The sequence below is a fragment of the Streptomyces sp. B21-105 genome, assembly GCF_036898465.1.
GTDB lineage: Bacteria > Actinomycetota > Actinomycetes > Streptomycetales > Streptomycetaceae > Streptomyces.
This window is the reverse complement of record NZ_JARUMJ010000001.1, coordinates 3,844,642-3,867,261: the sequence shown is the minus strand read 5'-3', so window position 1 is coordinate 3,867,261 and position 22,620 is coordinate 3,844,642. Positions and strand designations below refer to the sequence as shown.

Annotated in this window: 18 protein-coding genes and 1 pseudogene; 6 read left to right on the top strand and 13 right to left on the bottom strand. The window is 71.6% G+C overall.

The features are described 5' to 3' along the window. Nucleotides 1-26 precede the first annotated feature (26 nt). On the bottom strand, nt 27-437 hold the full coding sequence (locus QA802_RS17260) for a VOC family protein (protein ID WP_319172062.1): 411 nt from the start codon (nt 435-437) through the stop codon (nt 27-29). A gap of 339 nt (nt 438-776) precedes the next feature. Next, nucleotides 777-2,120, bottom strand: coding sequence for a UDP-glucose dehydrogenase family protein (locus QA802_RS17255; RefSeq protein WP_319172063.1), 1,344 nt, complete (start codon nt 2,118-2,120; stop codon nt 777-779). Between the two features lie 197 nt (nt 2,121-2,317). On the opposite strand from QA802_RS17255, the gene QA802_RS17250 reads away from it, so the two are divergent. Then, a complete protein-coding gene (locus QA802_RS17250) occupies nt 2,318-3,475 on the top strand; it encodes an acyl-CoA dehydrogenase (RefSeq protein WP_057578524.1) in 1,158 nt (385 codons plus the stop codon). 75 nt (nt 3,476-3,550) lie between these two features. Here the strand turns inward: QA802_RS17250 and QA802_RS17245 are convergent, their stop codons facing one another. Beyond that, nucleotides 3,551-4,111, bottom strand: coding sequence for an acyl-CoA thioesterase (locus QA802_RS17245; RefSeq protein WP_334523321.1), 561 nt, complete (start codon nt 4,109-4,111; stop codon nt 3,551-3,553). Nucleotides 4,112-4,232: 121 nt separating this feature from the next. On the opposite strand from QA802_RS17245, the gene QA802_RS17240 reads away from it, so the two are divergent. Beyond that, entirely contained in the window at nt 4,233-5,516 is a 1,284-nt protein-coding gene (locus QA802_RS17240) for an LCP family protein (protein ID WP_334523318.1), read from the top strand. Between the two features lie 71 nt (nt 5,517-5,587). Here the strand turns inward: QA802_RS17240 and QA802_RS17235 are convergent, their stop codons facing one another. Further along, entirely contained in the window at nt 5,588-5,950 is a 363-nt protein-coding gene (locus QA802_RS17235; protein ID WP_319172067.1) for a four-helix bundle copper-binding protein, read from the bottom strand. Nucleotides 5,951-6,073: 123 nt separating this feature from the next. Beyond that, nucleotides 6,074-7,534 carry an LCP family protein gene (locus tag QA802_RS17230; RefSeq protein ID WP_334523314.1) on the bottom strand — a complete coding sequence of 487 codons (1,461 nt, stop codon included), beginning with the start codon at nt 7,532-7,534 and terminating at the stop codon, nt 6,074-6,076. Between the two features lie 132 nt (nt 7,535-7,666). Between QA802_RS17230 and QA802_RS17225 the strand changes: the two genes are divergently transcribed. Continuing rightward, the gene (locus QA802_RS17225) at nt 7,667-8,698 is read left to right on the top strand and encodes a glycosyltransferase family 2 protein (protein ID WP_334523311.1); all 1,032 of its coding nucleotides are present in this window, start codon (nt 7,667-7,669) and stop codon (nt 8,696-8,698) included. Nucleotides 8,699-8,827: 129 nt separating this feature from the next. Here QA802_RS17225 and QA802_RS17220 read toward each other — a convergent pair whose 3' ends face one another. The 4 genes from QA802_RS17220 to QA802_RS17205 all read right to left on the bottom strand — a co-directional run bounded on the left by QA802_RS17220 (nt 8,828) and on the right by QA802_RS17205 (nt 14,820). Then, nucleotides 8,828-10,498, bottom strand: coding sequence for an LCP family protein (locus QA802_RS17220; RefSeq protein ID WP_334523308.1), 1,671 nt, complete (start codon nt 10,496-10,498; stop codon nt 8,828-8,830). A gap of 81 nt (nt 10,499-10,579) precedes the next feature. Next, nucleotides 10,580-12,343 (bottom strand): LCP family protein, encoded by a 1,764-nt coding sequence (locus QA802_RS17215; RefSeq protein WP_334523303.1) that lies wholly within the window; start codon nt 12,341-12,343, stop codon nt 10,580-10,582. Between the two features lie 244 nt (nt 12,344-12,587). Continuing rightward, the gene (locus tag QA802_RS17210) at nt 12,588-13,817 is read right to left on the bottom strand and encodes an LCP family protein (RefSeq protein WP_334523300.1); all 1,230 of its coding nucleotides are present in this window, start codon (nt 13,815-13,817) and stop codon (nt 12,588-12,590) included. Nucleotides 13,818-14,061: 244 nt separating this feature from the next. Further along, nucleotides 14,062-14,820 carry a TIGR03089 family protein gene (locus tag QA802_RS17205; protein ID WP_319172073.1) on the bottom strand — a complete coding sequence of 253 codons (759 nt, stop codon included), beginning with the start codon at nt 14,818-14,820 and terminating at the stop codon, nt 14,062-14,064. 140 nt (nt 14,821-14,960) lie between these two features. Here QA802_RS17205 and QA802_RS17200 point away from each other — a divergent pair, with 140 nt between their 5' ends. Continuing rightward, entirely contained in the window at nt 14,961-16,799 is a 1,839-nt protein-coding gene (locus QA802_RS17200) for an N-acetylmuramoyl-L-alanine amidase (RefSeq protein WP_334523295.1), read from the top strand. A 230-nt stretch (nt 16,800-17,029) separates the two neighbouring features. Further along, nucleotides 17,030-17,150, top strand: a pseudogene (locus tag QA802_RS17195) (sugar phosphate nucleotidyltransferase); the annotation flags it as partial. An 82-nt stretch (nt 17,151-17,232) separates the two neighbouring features. Here the strand turns inward: QA802_RS17195 and QA802_RS17190 are convergent. The 4 genes from QA802_RS17190 to QA802_RS17175 form a co-directional block, all read right to left on the bottom strand. After that, nucleotides 17,233-18,237 (bottom strand): DNA-3-methyladenine glycosylase family protein, encoded by a 1,005-nt coding sequence (locus tag QA802_RS17190; protein ID WP_334523292.1) that lies wholly within the window; start codon nt 18,235-18,237, stop codon nt 17,233-17,235. A gap of 98 nt (nt 18,238-18,335) precedes the next feature. Next, the gene (locus tag QA802_RS17185; RefSeq protein ID WP_334523289.1) at nt 18,336-19,670 is read right to left on the bottom strand and encodes a coenzyme F420-0:L-glutamate ligase; all 1,335 of its coding nucleotides are present in this window, start codon (nt 19,668-19,670) and stop codon (nt 18,336-18,338) included. Beyond that, on the bottom strand, nt 19,667-20,626 hold the full coding sequence (cofD, locus tag QA802_RS17180; protein WP_319172077.1) for a 2-phospho-L-lactate transferase: 960 nt from the start codon (nt 20,624-20,626) through the stop codon (nt 19,667-19,669). The genes QA802_RS17185 and cofD overlap by 4 nt, the downstream gene beginning before the upstream one ends. Before the next feature lie 265 nt (nt 20,627-20,891). Further along, the gene (locus QA802_RS17175) at nt 20,892-21,413 is read right to left on the bottom strand and encodes a cysteine dioxygenase (RefSeq protein WP_319172078.1); all 522 of its coding nucleotides are present in this window, start codon (nt 21,411-21,413) and stop codon (nt 20,892-20,894) included. Nucleotides 21,414-22,145: 732 nt separating this feature from the next. Here QA802_RS17175 and QA802_RS17170 point away from each other — a divergent pair. Further along, nucleotides 22,146-22,415 carry a WhiB family transcriptional regulator gene (locus tag QA802_RS17170; RefSeq protein ID WP_020128551.1) on the top strand — a complete coding sequence of 90 codons (270 nt, stop codon included), beginning with the start codon at nt 22,146-22,148 and terminating at the stop codon, nt 22,413-22,415. The last annotated feature ends 205 nt before the right edge of the window (nt 22,416-22,620 follow it).

The window sequence follows — 22,620 nt, the reverse complement described above, 5'->3', positions numbered from 1 at the left end:
GGGACCAGCCGAGGGGTCAGGACTGTTCACGCGCGGTCGATGCGGCAGAGGCAGAACGGATGCCCGGCCGGGTCGGCGTACACCTGGAAGTCCTTCTCCTCCCGGTCCTCCAGGTCCAGCGGGCGGGCGCCGAGCGCCAGCACCCGCTCATGGGCGGCGTCCATCTCCTCCCAGGTGGCGCCGCCGTCGAGGTCCAGGTGGAACTGCTGCGGGTTGCGGTCCGCGCGTGGCCACTCCGGCGGGGTGTACCCGTCCACCTGCTGGAAGGCGATCCTGGGGCCGTCGGGGACGCGCAGGACGATCCAGTCGTCCTCGCCCTCCTCGCCCTCCCCGGCGTCGAGGGAGCCGCCCAGGACCGCCGCGTAGAACGCGGCGAGCGCGCGCGGATCGGGACAGTCGAGGACGACGGAACGGAAACGGGCCACGGGCGGCGGCATGGGAACCCTCCTGGCTCAAAAGCGGCGGTATGCAGCGGCACAGGCAGAACGGGTGCCCGGCCGGGGCGGCGTACACACACACTCCGGCGCCGTCCGGGGCCCCCGCCAGTCGGGAGGGCGGCCCCGCAGGTCCGCGCCGCTCCCGCCCCAAGACGCGCCGGTACCGGGCGAAGTAGCCCACTGCGAAAGGCAGTTCACCGCGCGAAGCAGTCCCCCGCGCGAGGTGGTTGACCGGCCGTCGCACAGGCCGGTGGTGCAGAATGCAGAAAGACGCCGGTTCGGCCGACTGAGCCTCGGCCGAACCGGCGTCGCCCGCACGAGTCCGCGAGAGCGCGGATGTCAGGCCGTCGGGCGGCCCATCCCCCGGTAGGTCCAGCCGGCCTTGCGCCACAGCTCCGGGTCGAGCGCGTTGCGGCCGTCCAGGATCAGCCGGGTCGTCGCGACCTCGCCGAGCGCCGCCGGGTCCAGCTCGCGGAACTCCCGCCACTCGGTGAGATGCAGCACCGCGTCGGCGCCCCGCACCGCCTCGAGCGCCGAGGGGGCGTAGCCGAGGGTGGGGAAGAGGCGGCGGGCGTTGTCCATCCCCTTGGGGTCGTACACCGTGACCTGACCGCCCTGCAGATGGATCTGCCCGGCCACGTTGAGCGCGGGGGAGTCCCGGACGTCGTCCGAGTCGGGCTTGAAGGTGGCGCCGAGGACGGCGATGCGCTGCCCCAGGAACGACTCGCCCCCCAGTGCCTGCCGCGCGAGCTCCACCATCCGCCCCCGCTGGCGCATGTTGATCGAATCGATCTCGCGCAGGAAGGTCAGCGCCTGGTCGGCCCCGAGCTCCCCGGCCCGGGCCATGAAGGCGCGGATGTCCTTGGGCAGACAGCCGCCGCCGAACCCGATCCCCGCCCGCAGGAACTTCTTGCCGATCCGGTCGTCGTACCCGATCGCCTCGGCCAGCTTGGCGACGTCGCCGTCGGCGGCCTCGCACACCTCCGCCATGGCGTTGATGAAGGAGATCTTGGTGGCGAGGAACGAGTTCGCGGACGTCTTCACCAGCTCGGCCGTGGGGAAGTCCGTGACGACGAACGGGGACCCCTCCCCGACGGGCGTCTCGTACACCTGCCGCAGCAGCGCCTCCGCCCGCTCGCTGCGCACGCCGACGACGATCCGGTCCGGGTGCAGCGTGTCCTGCACCGCGAAACCCTCCCGCAGGAACTCCGGGTTCCAGGCGAGCTCGGCGTCCGCACCGGCCGGCGCGAGCCCGGCGATCATGCGGGCCAGCCGGTCCGCGGACCCCACCGGCACCGTCGACTTGCCGACGACCAGCGCGGGCCGCGTCAGATGCGGGGCGAGCGAGGCGAGGGCGGATTCGACGTACGACATGTCGCACGCGTACTCGCCGTGCTTCTGCGGCGTGTTGACGCAGACGAAGTGGACGTCGCCGAACGCCCCGACCTCGGCCCAGTCCTGGGTGAACCGCAGCCGGCCGCTGGACCCCTCGAACCCGGCGACGTGCCGGCGCAGCAGCTCCTCGAGACCCGGCTCGTACATGGGCGTCTCACCGCGCTCGAGCATCTCGATCTTCTCGCGCACCACGTCGAGAGCGAGCACCTCGAAGCCCAGCTCGGCCATGGCCGCGGCGTGCGTGGCGCCGAGATAGCCGGTGCCGATCACGGTGATCTTGAGGGCCATGAATGCTCCTGTGGGGGATGCCGTCGCTGCGCGCCCGAGCATAGTCGGGGCGTGCGGACGCCCTTCACCGGGCAGATCCCGGGGCAGACCCCTGTCGCCAAGGTCACGTATCCCCCAGCCTCGGCGGCGCTTTAAAATTTGAGTTACTTAACGGTAGTTAGCACGGTGACCGCAGCGTCTTTGGAGCGTGAGACACCTTGGCCGGATCGGCTGATTTCGACCTGTACCGCCCGTCCGAGGAGCACGACATGCTCCGCGACGCCATCCGCTCGCTCTCCGAGGCGAAGATCGCGCCGTTCGCCGCCGCGGTGGACGAGGAGGCGCGCTTCCCGCAGGAGGCGCTGGACGCGCTGGTGGCCAGCGACCTGCACGCCGTGCACGTCCCCGAGGAGTACGGCGGCGCGGGCGCCGACGCCCTCGCGACGGTCATCGTCATCGAGGAGGTGGCCCGCGTCTGCGTGTCCTCCTCGCTGATCCCCGCGGTCAACAAGCTCGGCTCGCTCCCGGTGATCCTGTCCGGCTCCGAGGACCTGAAGAAGAGGTACCTGTCGCCGCTCGCCAAGGGCGACGCGATGTTCTCGTACGCGCTCTCCGAGCCGGACGCGGGTTCGGACGCCGCCGGCATGAAGACCAAGGCGGTCCGCGACGGCGACCACTGGATCCTCAACGGCGTGAAGCGCTGGATCACCAACGCCGGCGTGAGCGACTACTACACGGTCATGGCCGTGACGGACCCGACGAAGCGCTCCAAGGGCATCTCCGCCTTCGTCGTCGAGAAGTCCGACCCGGGGGTCTCCTTCGGCGCCCCGGAGAAGAAGCTCGGCATCAAGGGCTCCCCGACCCGCGAGGTCTACTTCGACAACGTCCGCATCCCGGCCGACCGCATGATCGGCGAGGAGGGCACCGGCTTCGCGACGGCGATGAAGACGCTCGACCACACCCGCATCACCATCGCCGCGCAGGCCCTCGGCGTCGCCCAGGGCGCCTTCGACTACGCCAAGGGCTACGTCCAGGAGCGCAAGCAGTTCGGCAAGGCCATCGCCGACTTCCAGGGCATCCAGTTCATGCTCGCCGACATGGCCATGAAGATCGAGGCCGCCCGCCAGCTGACCTACGCCGCGGCCGCCAAGTCCGAGCGCCTCGACTCCGACCTCACCTTCCAGGGCGCGGCCGCCAAGTGCTTCGCCTCGGACGTGGCGATGGAGGTCACCACGGACGCCGTCCAGCTCCTCGGCGGCTACGGCTACACCCGCGACTACCCGGTCGAGCGCATGATGCGCGACGCGAAGATCACCCAGATCTATGAGGGAACGAACCAAGTCCAGCGCATCGTCATGGCGAGGAACCTGCCGTAGTCGTTCGTGCAGGTTTCGTGCAGGTGGGAGGCCCCGGCGGGCGTGCGTGTGCCGGGGCCTTCGCCCTACGGCGGCTCAGTCCTCGAGTCCCTCCGAGATGCGGCGCTCGCGCAGTTCCATGATCGCCCGGCGGCGGGCCAGGCGGTGGGTGCGGCGGATCTGGGCCTCCTGGAAACGGCGCTTGTCGCGTTCCGTCTCGGGGAGGACCGGCGGGACCGTGCGCGGCTTGCCGTCGGCGTCGACGGCGGCGAACACCAGGTAGGCCGAGCCGACCTGGGTGGCCGGTGCGGACTCGTTCCAGCGTTCGGCCAGGACCCGCACCCCGACCTCCATCGACGTCCGGCCGGTCCAGTTGACCTGCGCCTTCACATGGACGAGGTCGCCGACGCGGACCGGCTCGAGGAACGCCATCTCGTCCATCGACGCGGTGACGGCGGGGCCGCCGGAGTGCCGGCCGGCCACGGCGCCCGCCGCGTCGTCGACGAGCTTCATGATCACCCCGCCGTGCACCGTGCCCAGGAGGTTGGTGTCGGCGTGGGTCATGATGTGGCTGAGGGTGGTGCGGGACGCCGACGTGGGCTTGCCCGGGATGTCCGGGGTGCTGCCCGAGTCCGCTGCGGTGACCTGGTCTGTCATGTCCTCCACCTTAATGATGCGGGGGACAAGCCGGGACTTTGTGTCAGCTTGGCAACAGCGGGGCCCTGATTCTCCGACGGCCCTTGTACGGCACACGGCACTGCCCTGCACACTGTTCCGCATGAACGATTGGCCCGAGGGATGGTCCGACAGGGACCGCGGCAACCGGTACGGCGGCGGCAGCGCGAACGCGCAGCCCGAGAGCCCGCGTGTCATGCGGCAGGTCCGCCGCGGTCCGGCCGCCCCGCCGCAGGGCGCCGGCGTCCCGCCGCAGCCGTCGTACGTCAACGGCCAGGGATACGGCGACTACACCGACGCACGGCAGACCGGGTACGACAGCGGCTACAACACGGGCCAGGTCTACGGCGGCGACTCCGGCGGCTCCGGAGGGGACGGCGGCTACCCCGGCGGTGAGCCGCGGCCCGCGCCGAACTGGCGGCGCCGCATCAAGTGGACGGCGATCACCGTCGTGACCGTGCTGGTCGTGACGACGGTGGGCACCTACTTCTGGGCCGACGGCAAGCTCAAGCGCGAGGTCGACCTGTCGAAGGTCATCGACCGGCCCGAGGGCGGCGACGGCACGAACTACCTGATCGTCGGCTCCGACAGCCGTGAGGGCATGTCCGCCGACGAGAAGAAGAAGCTGCACACCGGCTCCGCCGAGGGCAAGCGCACCGACTCGATGATGATCCTGCACGTCGGTTCCAACGGCGACACGCTGGTCTCGCTGCCGCGCGACTCGGACGTCGAGCTCCCGACGTTCGTCGGCTCCGAGTCCGGCAAGACGTACAAGGGCACCGGCCGGCACATCAAGCTGAACGCCGCGTACGCGACGGACGGCCCGGAGCTGCTGGTGCGCACGATCGAGTTCAACACCGGCCTGCGCATCGACCACTACGTCGAGATCGGCTTCGCCGGCTTCGCGAGCATCGTGGACGCGGTCGGCGGCGTCGAGATCACCATCGACAAGGCCTTCAAGGACAAGTACTCCGGCGCCGACTTCCAGGCGGGCAAGCAGACGCTGAACGGCGAGGAGGCGCTGGCATTCGTCCGCACCCGCCACGCGTTCGCCGCGTCCGACCTGCAGCGCACCAAGAACCAGCAGAAGTTCCTCGCCGCCCTCGCGCACGAGGTGGCGACCCCCGGCACGATTCTGAACCCCTTCAAGCTGTACCCGACGATGAGCGCGGGCCTCGACTCCCTCATCGTCGACAAGGACATGGGGCTGTACGACCTCGGGTCCATGTTCTTCGCGATGAAGGGCGTCAACGGCGGCGACGGCACCTCGCTGAACATGCCGATCTCCGGCTCCTCCGGCGGCAACCTCGTCTGGGACAAGGCGAAGGTCAAGCAGCTGGTGAACGAGCTGAACAACGACGAGAAGGTCACCGTCACCGGCAACTGACCCGGACCACCCGCTCAAGGGAAAGGGGCGCCCGCACCGGGCGCCCCTTTCCGTGTTCCGGCGGCTCCGCGTCACATCGCGGCGCCCGCCATCGTGCGGCACATCTCGGCGCAGCGGCGACAGGACTCCGCGCAGCGCGTCATCTGGGGATCGTCCGGCATGGCCATACAGGCCTCGGCGCACATGTCGCACGCCTTGGCGCACATCGCGCACATCTCGGTCGACATGGGCGAGCGCCGCATCATCATGTCGGCGCACATGCGGGTCGTCTCGGAGCAGTCCAGCAGCGCCCGCATGATCTGCATCTGGGCCTGGCCGCCCATCTGCATGCAGGAGCTCATGGTCTCCTCGCACATGCTGTGGCAGGACATGCAGGCCTCGACGCAGTCCTGCATCTGGCTGCTCATCGCGTTCATGGTTCCGGGCTGGGTCATGGCTCCTCCTCGTGGTGAGGGGCCCGTGCGGGAGTGAGGGGGCCGGCCGGGCGGGCCCGATACGTGCCCTTCCGTCCTACGCCTTCCCACCGGTCCCCGCCATCGGGGACGGGGCGCTCCCGCCTACGAGCACCCCACCTCGTCGCCGCGTACGACGGAGAACTCCCCGTCCTCCGCGTCGGCGGCCCGGACCGTGCGCACGCCCCGGAAGTCCGCGCCGGCGGTCACCCTCAGCGTCGGCCCGAGACCCTTGACGGCCCGCAGCTCGCTGTGCGGCAGGGCGGTCGCGAGGGACTTCGCGGAACGGTCCCAACGCGGGTCGTAGGCGACGACCGTGCGCCGTACGGTCGGGTCGGCCGCGCTGACCGGCCGCCCGGTCGTGCGGAAGCCCGTCGCCGCGAGCGCCGCGTCCACCCGCCCGCCGAGTCCCGTGGTGCGCGTGCCGTTCTCCACCTGGACGTGGATCTGCTGCGGCGCCACCTCCACGCGCGCGGCCCGGCCCTCGCGCCGCCGGGAGTGCGCGGCGAGGGGCTTGTCGTCGCGCAGCGCCCGGAAGAGACGCCGCGACTTCACCGCGTCCCACTTCAGCGTCGAGCCGACACCCTTCGCGACATATCCCATGTCCCCGATGGGGACGGTGACGAACTCGGAGGAGGACGGGGAGAAGGTGCGCATCGCCCGCCCGAGGTCCAGCAGTTCCTCCGCGCCGAAGCCCCGGTCGGCCCGCACCGAACCGAGCACCGCCCGCGTCACGTCACGGAACCTCAGTGGGTTCAGCAGCACCCCGGAGGAGGTGGCCCGGTCCAGCAGGGCCGCCAGGAACCGCTGTTGACGCTTCATCCGGCCGAGGTCGGAGGAGGCGTCCGCATGCCGTGCGCGCACGTACTGCAGGGCCTCGCCGCCCTCGAGGGTGTGCGCGCCCGGCTCCAGGTCCAGGCCGGTGTACGCGTCCTTCAGGTGCGTCGCCGTGCAGATCTTCACGCCGCCGAGAACGTCCACGGTCTTCATGAAGCTGGTGAAGTCGACCTCCAGGTAGTGGTCGATCTTGACGTGCGTCATGTTCTCCACCGTGCGGACGGTCAGCTGCGGCCCGCCCTCCGCGTAGGCCGCGTTGATCCTGATCGGGTGGCCGCGGTGCGCCTTGCCGGTGACCTGGTCGGTGTGCGGCGGCGTCTCGGCGTAGGAGTCCCGCGGGAGGCTGACCACGCTGGCCCGCTCCCGGTCCTCCGAGACGTGCACGATCATGATGGTGTCGGTGCAGTGGCAGGGCGCACCGCCCAGGCGGTACCGGCGGCGCTCCGCCGCGCTGATCCGGTCACGGCCGTCGGTGCCGACCAGCAGCACGTTCATGCCGTGGCCGGCCCGCGGACGGTTCTTCATGTCCTTGAAGGGGTCGACGCGGGCGATGCCGGCGTCGAGGCTGCTCAGCACCGAGTGGCCGATGCCCGCGGAGGCGAGCAGCACCACCGAGAGCGTGGTCGCCGCCCGTACGGCCCAGCGGGGGCGCCGCCGTCGCACGAGGTGAGGGGGCACGCGGCGCCGCGGGCGGGGGCGGCGCGGGAACCGGGGCGGTGTGGCGGGCATACGGGCACCTCCGGGCGGCGGCCGTGGGTGGGGGGAAGCCGTTGGAACGGTAGGCCCATACGATCTGCCGACCGGTGCAGCACACCCGGCGGGGCGGGCGCTGTCCCCCGTTCGCGGTAACGTGAGCCCTCTATGAACGCCAAGCCCGACGTGCAGCTCCCCGCCGTGTCCGTCATCATGCCCGTCCTCAACGAGGAGCGGCATCTGCGCGGAGCCGTCCAAGCGATCCTCGCGCAGGAGTACGCCGGCGAGATGGAGGTCGTGATCGCCATCGGTCCGTCCACGGACCGGACGGACGAGATCGCCGCCCAGCTCGTCGCGGAGGACCCCCGCGTGCACACGGTCCCCAATCCCACCGGGCGCACGCCCGCCGCCCTGAACGCCGCGATCAAGGCCTCCCGCCATCCGATCGTCGTCCGCGTCGACGGGCACGGGATGCTCTCGCCGAACTACATCGCCACCGCCGTGCGGCTCCTGGAGGAGACCGGCGCGCAGAACGTCGGCGGCATCATGCACGCCGAGGGCGAGAACGACTGGGAGCACGCCGTCGCCGCGGCCATGACCTCGAAGATCGGGGTCGGCAACGCCGCCTTCCACACGGGAGGGCAGGCCGGCCCCGCAGAGACCGTGTACCTCGGTGTCTTCCGGCGTGAAGCGCTGGAGCAACAGGGCGGCTACAACGAGGAGTTCATCCGCGCCCAGGACTGGGAGCTGAACTTCCGGCTCCGGGAGGCCGGCGGCCTCATCTGGTTCTCGCCGGAGCTGAAGGTGTCGTACCGGCCGCGGCCCAGCGTGAAGGCGCTCGCCAAGCAGTACAAGGACTACGGGCGTTGGCGGCACGTCGTGGCCCGCTACCACGAGGGTTCCATCAACCTGCGCTACCTCGCCCCGCCGGTGGCGGTGTGCGCGATCGCCGCGGGGATCGTGGTGGGCGCCGCGCTCACCCCGCTGGGCTTCGTGATCCCCGGCGGCTACCTCGTGGCGATCGGCGCAGGGTCGCTGCCGGCCGGCAAGGGGCTGCCGGCGAAGGCGCGGCTGCAGATCCCCGTCGCCCTCGCCACCATGCACATGTCGTGGGGCTTCGGTTTCCTGACCAGCCCGAAGGCACTGGCCAGGAAGGTCATCGCGTCCCGGCGGCCGGCGGTCCTCAGCGACGCGCACTGACACCGTCGCCGTACTGAAACCGTCGCCGTACCGGCCACCGCGCGCCGCCCGCTCGCGCGAACCGCGAACCGCGAACCGGAGCGCGCGGACGGCGCGCCCCGCCGCGCCGTCGCCTCGTCGGGTCCCGGACTACCAGGTGTAGTCCGGGTCCACGTGCATGCACTGGCTGGTGTCGGATGCGTTGATCGCCCCGGCCGTGTCGGGCGTCTTGTCGTTCTTCACCGGCGCCTTGTACGCCGTCCCCGACCGCCAGTCCGCGCCGACGACGACCGTGACGCCGGAGACCTCGGTGGACTTCTTCACCTGGCCCGCCGGGATGCCGAGGGACTTGGCGACCGCGAGGGCGTCGCCCTGCAGGTCGGCGCTCGGGTAGCGGACCACGGTGGTCGCCTCGGCGGTGGCCCGCGAGGTGTCCGCCACGGCCTCGGTGAAGCCCTTGCCGGTCAGCAGTTCCTTCACCGCCGTCGCGCGCCCGCGCACCGCCGCCAGCGTGCTGGAGGACGTCCCGTTGTGGACCTGCACCGCGATCTTGTCGTTCGCGGCCGCCGGGTCCGTGACCGTCGGCGACGGGCTGGCGGTGGCCTTCTTCGCGTCCTTGCCGTCGAGCGCGATGTCCTCGCGCACCAGGCGCCACAGCTGCTTGGCGTCCTCCGTGGGCACCACCCGGTTGCCCTGGTAGCGGTTGGGCATCGTCGTCATCGTGATGCGGTCGGTGGGCACCTTCTGCAGTTCGCCCGCCAGGTCGTACATCTTGGTGATGGTGTCGAGTCCGTCGTCGACGGTGATCGCCTTCGTGGCCGCCTCGGCGAGCTTGCGCAGCTTGTTGGGGTTGGTCAGCCTGGCGTTGGCGCGCAGCTCGCGGACCATCGAGTTCATGTACATGTGCTGCGCCTTGGCGCGGGCGAGGTCGGTGTCGTCCTCGAAGCCGTAGCGGGTGCGCAGCCACTGCAGGGCCTGCTCGCCCTTGACGGGGTGGGTGCCCTTCTCCAGCTTCAGGCCGGACCCCTTGCCGGTGCTGGTGTGCGAGTGGACGTTGGCGTCCACACAGACCGGGACGCCGCCGATCGCGTCCGCCATCGAGACGACACCGGCGAAGTCGATCATCATGAAGTGGTCGATGTGGATGTCGGTGAGCTTCTCCCAGGTGGCCACCGTGCAGCCCGGGCCGCCGCGGCTGAGCGAGGCGTTCGTCATCTCGCCCTGCAGCGCCCGGTACGTCGTCCCGTCGTCGGGGTCCGTGCACTTGGGGATGTCCAGCAGCGTGTCGCGCGGCATGCTCACGACCGACATGTTGCTGCGGTCCGCGGACACGTGCAGCAGCATCTGGACGTCCGCGAGCGGGGGACCGCCGAAGTCGTACTTGGCGCCGCCGAGTTTCTGGTTCTCCGCGTTGTCCCGGGCGTCCGAGCCGATCAGCAGGATGTTCAGGGCCTTCTGGCCGGCCGAGTTGGCCTTGGTGTCGGCGGCCCGGTCCTTGGCATCGCCGAGGTTCAGGTCGTCGCTCTTGATGTTCGCGTTGAGGTGTTCGTAGTAGAGGTATCCGGCCCCCGCGCCGCCGAGTATCACCACCGCGAGCACCGTCGCCGACCAGCGCAACGCGCGTCGACGCCGGCGTTTGCGGTCCGTCCCGCGGGCGCCCGTGCGCCCGCCGCCGGCTCTGTCGTCCTCGCCGGATGCCTTGGACGACTTGGACGACCTGGACGACCTGGACGCCTTGTGGTCCTGCGGTTCCCGTGCGGTCAGCGACATCGTGTCCTCGACCGCGGGAACCTTCCCCTGCACCCCGCTGTTCCCCGCCATTGCCCCTGCCCCTCCCCGTCGTGCGCCTGAAACGGGCCCGTCCCGCGTCAAGTCAGACGCACGACGGGCCCGAAGGGTTACCTACTTGGCGCACTGGACCTTGTCCGCCGTGGACTTCTCCACATCCGGCGTGGCCACCGTGGAGGAGTTCATCTTCACCCCGGCGCCCTTGAAGTCCTTGCCCAGGATGAGGGTCATCGTCGGCAGTCCCTGCGCGTTGGTGACGCTCTTGCCCGGCTTCATCGCCGCTCCGGACAGGCCCATGATGTCGGCCAGCCGGCGTGCCTGGTCCGCCTGGGCGGGCGCGTACTCGAGGGTCGTCGTGGCCTGGACGGCACCCGCGTTGCCGGCGTTCTCGGACTTGCTCACGTCCGCCTCGGTCTGCAGCCAGGTCAGCTGCTCCTGCGCGCTGCCGGCGGGGGCGCCGCCGTTGAGGATCCGCACGCGCACGTCGGAGGCGGCGGACTTGGTGCCCTTGAGGCGGGCGGCGACGGCGGCCTTCTCCTTCGCCGCCTGCTGCGTCACCTCGGTGAAGGACGTGTCGTTCGCGATCATCTGGAAGACCTGCGGCGCGCGCGTCTGGTCGACGACGACGGTCGCCTTGACCTTCTCGGCCGGGTTGTCGATCACGGGCACCGTCAGGAACGTGATGTTCTTGGTGGGGACCTTCTTCAGCTGCAGTGCCACGTCCTTCAGCGTGCTGACCTTGCCGATGCCGGTGTCGACGGTGAGCGCCTTCGTGGCGGCCTCGGCCAGCCCCACCAGCTTCGTGGGGCTGGTGAGGGTGTCGCTGGAGGACATCTTGCGCATGAGGGAACTCAGGAACTGCTGCTGCACCTTGATGCGGTCGAGGTCGCCCTGGTTGCCGAAGCTGTGCCGGGTGCGCACGAACGCCAGCGCCTGCTCACCCTCGACCACCGACTCGCCGGCGGGCAGCTTCAGCTTCGACTCCTTGTCGTCGACGGCCTTGGCGAGGCACACCTCGACCCCGCCCACCGCCGTCGTCAGCGTCTTCACCGCGTTGAAGTCCGCCATCATGAAATGGTCCACCGTGATGCCGGTGACCTCCTTGACGGTTCGCATGGTGCAGCCCGCGTCCCGGCCGTACTGGCCGAGGCTGGTGTTGAAGCGTTGGTTCTGCGTGCCCGGAATGTTCTTCTCGCTGCCGTCGGGCTGCTTCGTCGGGCAGTCCGGGACGTCGACGATCAGGTCGCGCGGGATGCTCAGCGCGGTCGCGTTCGTACGGTCCTTGGAGACGTGCAGCAGGATGTTGGTGTCGGCGTGGCCGACACTGCCCTTGTCGCCGTACCCCTCGTTGCCCTTGCCGGTGCGCTTGTCGGTGCCGATGATCAGGATGTTGAAGGCCTCGTCCTTGCTGAAGCCGCTCTTGCCCGCGCTGCCGACGTCCGTCGTGGTGACGTTGCCTTCGAGGTGCTTGAGGTACAGGTAGCCCGCCCCGGCGACGCCGATGAGGACGAACGCCATGGTGCCGCCGGTCCACACCAGGATCTTCTTCGCCTTCGACTTCTTCTTCACCGGCCGTCGGCCGCGCCGGTTCGCCGGTTCCTCAGGAGGCGCGCCCCGGCGTCTCCTCGGGCCAGGGACGTCCGAGCCCGCGCCCGGCGCCTTCTGGGGCGACGACGACTCGCGGTCCGGCGCCGCCGTACGGGCGCGCGCCTGCTCCGGGCCTCCGACACGGTCCGCGGCGGATCTGCGCGGTCCGGGGACGGCCGACTGCGCTCCGGAAGGGCTCAGTCGCAGTTCGTATTCGCCGGTGTTCGGGTTGAGTACCCACTGGTCTGCGGGGTCGATGTCGTCCGCCCGCCCACGGCCTTGCGCGTCCACGATTGTTCGAATCCTCCGTCGGGGCCACGCGGCGCCTCTCCCCCTCTAAAGGCGCTCGGGTCTCGGTCACTCGGTGCGCGACCCCAGGTAGGACCTCGCGGCCGGGTGCACCGGGTCGCTCACACTATCCGCCCCGTGCGGGGTCGAGCGACGGCCGTGACACATTGCACGCCCCTACAACCGGGCAATCCATCCCATTTCCTGGAACTCCAGTTCCCCGGCAGTGCTCCCTTTGGCAAGCGCTTTACCCGCAGTGGTCCTGCGCTGCGGTGTTTCCTCGGAACGTGGGGGTCGGTGGAGTGGGTGAAACCGTCCCGAAAGCCGATCCGTCCGCGGTTGTCGGCTGATACGGTCCGTGGTCGCCCGACTCCGGAGAGGGTGATTTCGTGGGAATCTTCTGAGAAACGGCGACCGGTGTGTCGGTCCGCAGCCGTTCGAAGAGCTTCTCCGCCTCAGGCTCCACCAGTTGGTCACGATTCGCGTCGTGGACATACGACTCGCGTGGAACAGTCAGAAACTGCACATGTTCGGTGGGAATTTTCCGCAGGCCGCGCACGAGTTCATACAGACCGCGCAGACTCGCCAGATCCGGATCGGTGGTGAGCGAGGACGTCGCCGAGTCCAGCAACGGATACAGCTTCACCGGGTTCAGCAGGACGTCATTGCTCTGCACCTTGTTGACGAGCGCCCCGAGAAACCGTTGCTGCCGTTCCATCCGGTCGGTGTCACTGCCGTTGCCGAGCGACTTGCGGGCCCGCACATACCCCAGCGCCTGCTCCCCGTTCAGCGTGACCTTCCCGGCGGGCAGCCGCAGCTTGGCGTCCTTGTCGCTGATCGGCTCCTTCAGACAGACCCGCACTCCGTCCACGGCGTCGACCATGTCCTTGAACCCGCTGAAGTCGACGACGACGTGATGGTCGACGCGCACTTTGGTCAGCTTCTCCACCGTCCGGATCGTGCAGGCCGAACCGCCGCTCTGGAAGGCGTAGTTGAACATCGCGAACGTCGGCTCGGCCCGCTTGCCGTCCCGCCGCAGGCACTCCGGCACGTCCACCATCAGGTCGCGCGGCAGCGAGACGGCGGTAGCGCTGCGCCGCCCGGCGGCCAGATGCAGCAGGATCGTCGTGTCGGACCGCTCGGTCCCGGAGTCCCGCCCGTACTTCTCGTTCCCGTCCCCCGAGCGTGAGTCGGACCCGATGAGCAGGATGTTCTGCGCGTCCTTCACCAGCGAGGTCGGCCGCTCCCTCGCGTACCGCTGGAGCTCCGCCGCCGCCGCGTCGTCGGGCGTGATGTTCCCGTCGAGCTTCACGTAGACGGCCCAGCCGCCCACCCCGACCCCCAGCACCACCACGGCCCCCGCCGCCGCCCCGTACCGCACCCACCGCCGCCGGCGCCGCCGCGCGAGCCCCCGCCCGTCGGCGGACGCCCCCGCCCCCGGCCCGAGGGGCCCGCCCTCACCACCGGAGTACGTCACGTCCGATCCACCCCTCCGCTTTCCGGTCCCACCACGGCCGTACGAGCGCGTAGAGCTGCTCCTACGACGATGACCCGAACCCCCGGAGGAGGCCGCCGGACGCGAGCCGAACGGGTGACGACACGAGAGCAGCCCGTCCGGCGTTCGAGGACGAGGCCCCTTCAGGGCCGACAGCGGAGGCCCGACAGCGGCAGCCCCCGCCTACCTCGCCCCCACTGCGGCGGGGGGCCGGGTGGGCCCATGGCTACCGAGCCGTCGCAGACACCCGCTCCGCCTCGATCCGCCTCGCCACGACCTCCTCGCCGGCCTCCGCGAGGTTCCGGCAGAGCACCACCGACCCCCCGCTCGCCAACGGCGCGTAGAGCCCGGCGCTGAGCCCCTCCCAGGTGTCGTACGGCAGCCCCGACAGCAGCCGCGCCCCGGGCCCCGTCAGTCCCAGCTCCGACGCCTCCGCCCGCGCGCGTTCCACGATCTCCGCGCCGGTGTACTCCGCCCCGGCCACGATCAGCGCGGGCTCCTCGGGGTCCACGGGAGCGTAGGGCGCGAAACGGTCCCCGAAGCTCGGCACGTTCACCGCGTAGTCCTCGTACCCCTCGGGAGGCCCCGGCACGAACCGGCGCCCGAGCGGGGCGAGCGACAGCGCGTACCGCTCGCCCCGGCAGGCCAGCCCCGCCTCGAACCGGCCGGGCCCGGCGACGACGAGGTCGGCCCGGCCGGGGTCGCCCTCCACGTCCGCGACGACGCCGACCGAGGCGCACGCCAGCAGCCACACCGCCGTCTGCCAGTGCGCGGGCAGCAACAGCGCGACCCGGTCGCCGGGCTCGACGGAGAGTCCGTCCTGGAGGAGGTTGGCGGTCTTGGCCACCCAGTTGGCGAACGTGGCCACGGACAATTCGACCCGCTCGCCCGTGGCGTCGTCGTAGAAGGTCACCAGGGGGCGCGCGGGATCGGCGGCGAGCGCGGAACGCAGCAGGTCGGCGGGGGTGCGATCGGTGGCAGTCACCCACGCAAGATTACGCGCCGCGCGCCCCGCGACAGCGGTCCCGGGGCCCGTCCGGGGCCACCGGTTCGGCGGAACGCATCCCGACGGTCCGTCAACTCCCCGATGGACAGAAAAGTATGACTATGCCCAGGATCGGTGGCATGCGTGGATTGCTTGCTACCTCGATCGGTGTCACCTGTGCGGCGGCTCTCGCCCTCCCGCTGACGCCGCCCGCCAACGCGGCGACGGTGCGACCCGCGCCGACCGCGGAGGCGGCGCCCACCGGGACGACCAGGGCCACGAGCCCCGACACCGCGACCACGGGATCCCTTCCCGACCGCCCGGAGCTCCGCGAGCTCCCCGAACTCCCCGCCCGCCCAGCCCATCCCGAACTTCCCGCCCGCCCAGCCCATCCCGAACTTCCCGCCCGCCACGAACTTTCCGCCCGCCACGAACTCCCGGGCAGCACCCAGTCGCTGCCCCTGGCTCCCCTCACCCGCGACCGCGCTCTCGCCGGCGCGGCGGTGCAGGGCCTGCCCCGGCGGGACGTCCGCCGCTTCTCTCTCCTCGGCGTCGTCTGGGACGACCCGGCCGCCGAACTGCACGGCCGCGTCCAGGTCCGAATCCGCCGTACCGGCGCCGACTCCTGGTCCGGCTGGCAGGACGTCGAGACCCACAACGCCGACCACGGCGCCGACCCCGGCACGGCCGAGAGCGCCTCCGGGCGGGTCCGCGGAGCCACCGCCCCGCTCTGGGTCGGCGACTCCGACGGCGTCGAGATCCGCGTCCATCCGGACACCGAACGCCGCACGGAGGACACGGCCCGGGGTGCCCAGAACCTCACGGCCACCGCACCGCTGCCCTCCGGCCTGCACCTGGAACTGGTGGACCCGGGGGCGGCGGCGCCCGAACAGGTCCAGGCGGGCCCACCGCGCGGCCGCGCGCTGACCACCCGGACGGGCCGGGCGGTCGCCCCCGAACCCCCGGAGGCGTCACAACCCCTGGACGACTTCAACTCGGTCGTGCCGGGCGAGCCGGTCGTGCCGGGCGAGCCGGGCGGGCCGGTCGTGCCGGGCGGGCCGGGCGGGCCGGTCGTGCCGGGCGGGCCGGGCGGGCTGGACGAGCCGGTCGAGCCGGGCGGGCTGGACGAGCCGGTCGAGCCGGGCGGGTTGGATGATGCGGTCGAGCCGGGCGATCCGGTCGACGCGGAGAACGCGGCCGACACGAAGTCGGCGACCGGGCTGTCCGCCGAGGTGACCCAGGCGTCCGCCGCCAACGCCTCCCTCGCCCCGCTCGGCGCCGAACAGATCCCGGCACTGGACCGCGCGGGCACCGAACGCGAACTGCTCGCCCTGCGCGGGTCCGAGCTGACCGCGGCCCAGCGGGCGAAGCCGTACATCGGCCCGCGCCCGGGCATCATCACCCGCCGCGGCTGGGGCGCCGACGAGAAACTGCGGGAGAGCGGTTTCCGCTACACGACGACGGTGAAGGCGGCGTTCGTCCACCACACGGCGTCGGGCAACGGCTACTCGTGCTCACAGGCCCCGTCCGTCATCCGCGGTATCTACCGCTATCACGTCAGGAGCATGGGCTGGCGGGACATCGGCTACAACTTCCTCGTCGACAAGTGCGGCAGGATCTACGAGGGCCGTGCCGGGGGAGTGGCGAAGCCGGTCCTGGGCGCCCACACCCTCGGGTTCAACACCAACAGCATGGGGATCGCCGTCCTCGGCACGTTCACGTCCGCCAAGCCGAACTCCGCCGCGGTCAACGCCGTCGCCCGGCTGACGGCGTGGAAGCTCGGCCTCTTCGGGGCGAACCCGAAGGGGAAGACCTACCTGAAGTCCGGCGGCGGCAACCTCTACGCGAAGGGCAGGAACGTACGGCTCAACGTGATCTCCGGCCATCGTGACGGGTTCGCCACGGAGTGCCCGGGCAAACAGCTCTACGGCAAGCTCGGCTCGGCCCGCTCGACCTCGGCGGGCTACCAGGGACGCTGAAGCGCGGAGGAGCGGGAGCGCTGACGCACCGACGAGATGAGACGTCCTGGCCGACCGGTTCACCCCGGTCGGCCTCGCCGTCTCGCCGTCACATCGTCTCGCCGTCCTGGGGACGGTCTGCAGGGGCCGGGACGCAACGCCGACAGCCTGGAAGTCGCCGTACGACGGTCTGCATACACCGGCCGGTCGAAAGACAGTTCGCCCGGTCCCGGCAGGAAGCGGAGACGAAGGTGACAGAAGCGATCCTCCTGGTCGCCGGCAAGGGCACCCGGCTGCGCCCGCTCACGGTGCGCACGCCCAAACCGGTGGTCAGGGCGGCGGGGGGTGCCGTTCCTCGCGCACCAACAAGCGCACCGGCCGCGTGGTGAGCCCCTCTGGAGCGGCTCGCCCTCGTGGTGCGCCCGGCGCGCCCCCTCCGCGCGGAGCGGGGCCCTCACAACGTCCCGATGTCCCACCGCGGCATCTTCGGCGCCCGCCGAGCCGGCGTCCGCCCACTCAGCAGGATCAACCGGGCCGCGCGGTGCCGCTGCCCCGCATACGGCTCCAACAACTCCAGCATCACCGAGTCGTCGGCGTCGCGGTCCCCGGCCAGCGCCCATCCCACGATCCCCGGCAGATGCAGATCCCCCACGGTCACCGCGTCCGCCGCGCCGTGACTGCGCTGCACGGTCTCCGCCGACGTCCACGGCCCGATCCCCGGCACCACTTCCAGCCGGGCCTGCGCCGCGGCCGGCTCCATCCGCAGCGACTCCTCCAGCCGCCCCGCCACCCGGACGGCCCGCAGGATCGTCGACGCCCGCTTGTCGTCGACGCCCGCCCGGTGCCACTCCCACGACGGGATCAGCGCCCATGTCCGTGGCGCCGGCATCACCCACAGCCGCCCGTCGGCCGCGGGTCCGGGCGCGGGTTCGCCGAACCCCCGGACCAGCAGCCGCCACGCCCGATACGCCTCGTCCGTCGTGACCTTCTGCTCCAGGATCGACGGGATCAGCGACTCCAGCACCAGCCCGGTCCGCGTCAGCCGCAGCCCCGGACGCCGGTGCCGGGCCACGGCCACCACGCGATGGCGGGGCTCGAAGGCCTCCGGCGCGTCCGCCGCCCCGAGCAGCTCCGGCAGCTGCTCGAGCAGCCACTCCGCCCCCGGCCCCCACGCCTCGGCGCGCACCGCCCCGTCGTGGGCGGCCACGCGCAGCGTCCCCGGCCCGGCGGGAGTGAGGCTGGCCCGCCACACGGACCCGTCCGGCGTCGCCCGGAACGTCGGATCACCCGGCCCGCGGCGCAGCGGCCCGAGCACCAGCCCGAGGTCGAGCGGACCCTCGGGCGCCCAGTGCCGCACCCGCCCCGGTGCCGGAGCCTGCCGGGGCACCCCGGAGGGCACACCGACATGACCGCCGCGCACGGTGGTGCGGGTGGGCCGGGGAGAGAAGCGTCCTGCCACAGGCGAAGTCCCGGGTCGTACGAGAAGGAGTCGGTCAAAAGGAGATGTCGGACGAGAGGAAGAAGCCGGACAAGGCAAAGGGTCGGACGAGCGAGCGGTCAGCGCACCTCGACGAAGTCGGCCACCTCCCGCTCCCCGCGGACCCGCGGCTCCTCGGCCGCGTGTCCGACCGCCACCGCGCCCATCGGATCCCAGCCCTGCGGCAGTTCGAGGACCTCCCGGACCACGTCCCGGCAGAACATCGTCGACGACACCCACGCGGACCCGAGTCGCTCGCCGGCCAGCGCGACCAGGAAGTTCTGCACGCCGGCGCCGGCCGCCACCACGAACATCTCCCGCTCGGCCGCGTCCCGCCGGGCGTCCCCGTAGGTGTGCGAGCCGTCCATCACCAGACAGGGGACGACGAGATACGGCGCGTGGCGCAGGACGTCGCCCCGCCGCACCCGCTTCGCGATGGACTCCTCGGACTTGCCGTCCCCGCGCAGATCGGCGATCCACGCGTCCCGCATGGCGTCCAGCAGCCGGATCCTCGACGCCTGCGACTCGAGCAGCACGAACCGCCACGGCGTGGTGTGATGCGGCGCCGGCGCGGTGACGGCCGCCGCCACCGCCCGCCGGACCGCTCCGGGGTCGACCGGTTCGTCGGTGAAGGAGCGCACGGTCCGACGCTGGGTCACGGCCAGCCGGACCGCCTCGGAGGTCCCGAGCCGGAACATGTCGTCGCGCGCGCCGCGCACCATGGCCCGGGCGCCGGCGGCGGCCTCCGCGGACGCCGCCGTGTCGTCGTCGGGTACGACGACGTGCCCGAGTCCACGCACCACGGCCACGGGCAGCCCGGCCGCCTTGCCCTTCACGAGGTCGCCTGCGGCGGCCAGTTCGTCAGCCGTGGCGACGACCGTCGCGCTGAGCGGGTTGCCGTACGCGTCCGTGCCGCCGCGCAGGTCGTCCAGCACCCGTACGCCGGCGGCGCCGATCGCGACGTCCGTGAGCCCGGCCCGCCACGGACGCCCGAAGGTGTCGGTGACGAGGACGCCGACGTCGACGCCGAGCGCGTCCCGCAGCCCGTCCCGCAGCGCCCGCGCGGACGCGTCGGGGTCCTCGGGCAGCAACAGCACCGTCCCGGCGGGGGTGTTGGAGGCGTCGACGCCCGCGGCGGCCATCACCAGGCCCTGCCGGTTCTCGACGATGCGCAGCGCTCCGCGCCGGGCCACGAGCCGGACCGTCTCGGCGTCGATCGCGGCCTCCCGGTCGTCCGCCCGGACGATCCGGCCCTCCGCCTTGGACACGATCTTGGAGGTGACGAGCAGCACGTCCCCGTCGGCGAGCTGCGGCTCGGCCGAGGCGATCAGCTTGGCGAGGTCGTCGCCGGCCCGCACTTCGGGCAGCCCGGCCACCGCCCAGACCCGGTAGCCGTTCCCGGAGGACCCGCTCATGCCGCCCGCACCTCCTCCGCCAGCCGCAACGCCTCCCGCGCCATCTGCGCGGTCGCGTCGAGGTCGGTCATCATCAGCGGGACGGCCCGGCAGCGGACCCCCGCCGCCTCCACCCGCCCGACGGCACCCGCGTCCACCGTGTCGACGAGCCAGCCGTCGAGCAGCCCCGAGCCGTAGTGCTCGGCCACCGCCGCGGCCGTCGACTCGACGCCGACCGCGGCCAGCACCTTGTCGGCCATACCGCGCACCGGGGCGTCGCCGACGATGGGGGAGAGGCCCACCACCGGTACGCCGGCCTCGGCGATCGCCTCACGGATGCCGGGCACGGAGAGGATCGTGCCCACGGAGACGACCGGATTCGACGGCGGGAAGAGGACGACGTCCGCCTCGGCGATCGCCTCCAGCACCCCCGGCGCCGGCTTGGCCTGCTCGGCGCCGACGGGTACGACGGCCACAGCCGGCACCGACGCGCGCAGCCGCACCCAGTACTCCTGGAAGTGCACGGCCCTGCGCTCGCCGTCGACCTCGACGGCGACATGCGTCTCGACCCGGTCGTCCGTCATGGGGATCAGCCGCACTCCCGGCTTCCACCGGTCACACAGCGCCTCGGTGACCGCGCTCAGCGGATATCCGGCGCCGATCATCTGCGTCCGCACGATGTGCGTGGCGAAGTCGCGGTCGCCCAGCCCGAACCACCCCGGTCCGGCTCCGTACGCCGCGAGCTCCTCCTTCAGGTGGAAGGTCTCGTCGGACCGCCCCCAGCCCTGCTCCTCGTTGATGCCGCCGCCGAGCGTGTACATCACCGTGTCGAGGTCCGGGCAGACCTTCAGCCCGAAGAGATGGATGTCGTCGCCGGTGTTGCCGATGACCGTGATGTCCGCGTCCGGCACGGCCTGCTTCAGACCGCGCAGGAACCGGGCACCGCCGATGCCGCCTGCCAGAACCACAATGCGCATGACGGCAAGTCTCGCAGGCGGCGCCGACAGCGCGACGGCCGGTTGTGGACGACGGGCCGCTTGTGGACATCCCGCTCACCCGCCCGAGCGCCTCGCCCCCCGCCCACTCCCGCCGACGCCCCCACAGGCACCCGGCAGACGCCCCGACGGACGACGGACGGACCGCCATCACGGACCGCCCCGACGAACGTCCGACGGCATGGCGACGACGTCGGAGCGGCAGAGGTCCCCGGCAGCGCCTCGCGCCCGCAAAGCCCCCGCGCCCCTACGCGCCGAGGGCCGTGCAGGCCACGGCGGCGGACGCGCCGGCCGAGGCGCTCCGCGACGCGGTGCGCATGGGCATCTCCGTGAGTCCGGGGAAGTACACGTGCAGACTCACCGCCGGCTCCAGCGCGTCGTTGACGACCTCGTGCGCGTACCCGGGCGCGAACACCCGCTGGGCGCCGGCCGCCAGCACCCGCTTGCCGCGCTCCGTGCGCTCGGTCAGCCCGCCCTCCAGGACCGTGAGCACCCCGGAGGAGGGGCCGTGGTCGTGCAGTCCGCTGCCCTGGCCGGGCAGCCAGGACAGCAGCCACACCTCGTAGCCCGGGCCGGTGCGCAGCCGGTGGTACCAGCGGGTCGTCGCGTCGTAGCGGACCAGGTGCTCCCACTGGGAGCGGTCTTCCGCGACGGAGCGGGCCAGGCCGACGAACTCGGCCACGGTGGCCGGGTGCTCGCGCGGCGCCTGGAGGAGGTGCGGGACTTCGAGGATGTCGCCGGCGATCTGGAGGTCGCTGTCGCTGTTCATGGGGTGCGGTGGTTCCTCGGAGGAAGAGGTGGAAGAACGTGGGGGCCGGCGGGGTGCCGCGTACCGTCCGCCCGGATCACGGGTGGATCAGCGAGGCCCTGGTGCGGGCCGGAGGGAGACAGCTGCCGAGTCGCGGTGGACTCGACGGGTACAGCCGGAGCGCGTTGGGCTCAACAGCTGGAACAGCGACAACAGCTACAGCGAGCGCGGGCAGCACCGTGGGACCCGGCGGAGCCGGTCGAGGTGAGTGCCAAGTTCGCGAGCATGCCCACTAGGACAGCGGCTCACACCTCCACTGTCAACTCGACACCCAGGATGTGGGACGTGGTTCACCTCATCAGGTTCATCTCCGAGGTGAAAGGTTTGTGCACCCACCGACCGGGACACATGGCGCACATGCCGGGCGCGAGCCGCACGGCGATCCGTGATCGGGCTGTGATCCGCTTCGCTTCCGCGCGCGTGCCGCAACGAGATCGAACCTCTGGGCGTCTTTCCCCGCACAAGCACCGCGCGGGGCCGGCGGCCCTCCGGGGCTCCATCTGCGTGTCAAGGTTTATGGCGATTTGAACACTTACCGCACGGCCTTGGTTCCGCAGAGTGAATAAGGGGCCCAATAGCAGATCTCAGCTTGACTCGCCCGGAGCAGCACACTTGTAATTTCACTCGTGTCGTTCAGCCGGAATCGGTAACGGCCACGTCACGGGGACGCGAAAGACAGAGCGAGGGGCGCACATGACCGAGCTGGTGCAGCAACTGCTGGTCGACGTCGACGACGCGGACGAGGAACTCGGCTGGCAGGAGCGCGCGCTCTGCGCCCAGACCGATCCCGAGTCCTTCTTCCCCGAGAAGGGCGGATCCACCCGCGAGGCCAAGAAGGTCTGCCTCGCCTGCGAGGTCCGCTCCGAATGTCTCGAGTACGCCCTCGCGAACGACGAGAGATTCGGCATCTGGGGCGGCCTGTCCGAGCGCGAGCGTCGCCGACTGAAGAAAGCCGCGGTCTGAGCGCCGCCCGCCGAGCGCAGGAGCGGCGGCACGGCACGCCGACAGTGAGGCACAGGGGTCCGAGCGGCCCGTCGCAGGTGGGTTGTCCACAGGCGGCGGGCCGTCGCCCTGCCCAGCCGATAGTGTGGGCGCTCGTCCGAGACACCCCGCCGCACCCACACGGCGCAGGCGTCCACCGCAGTCCAGCGAACCGGGGCCCGTACCT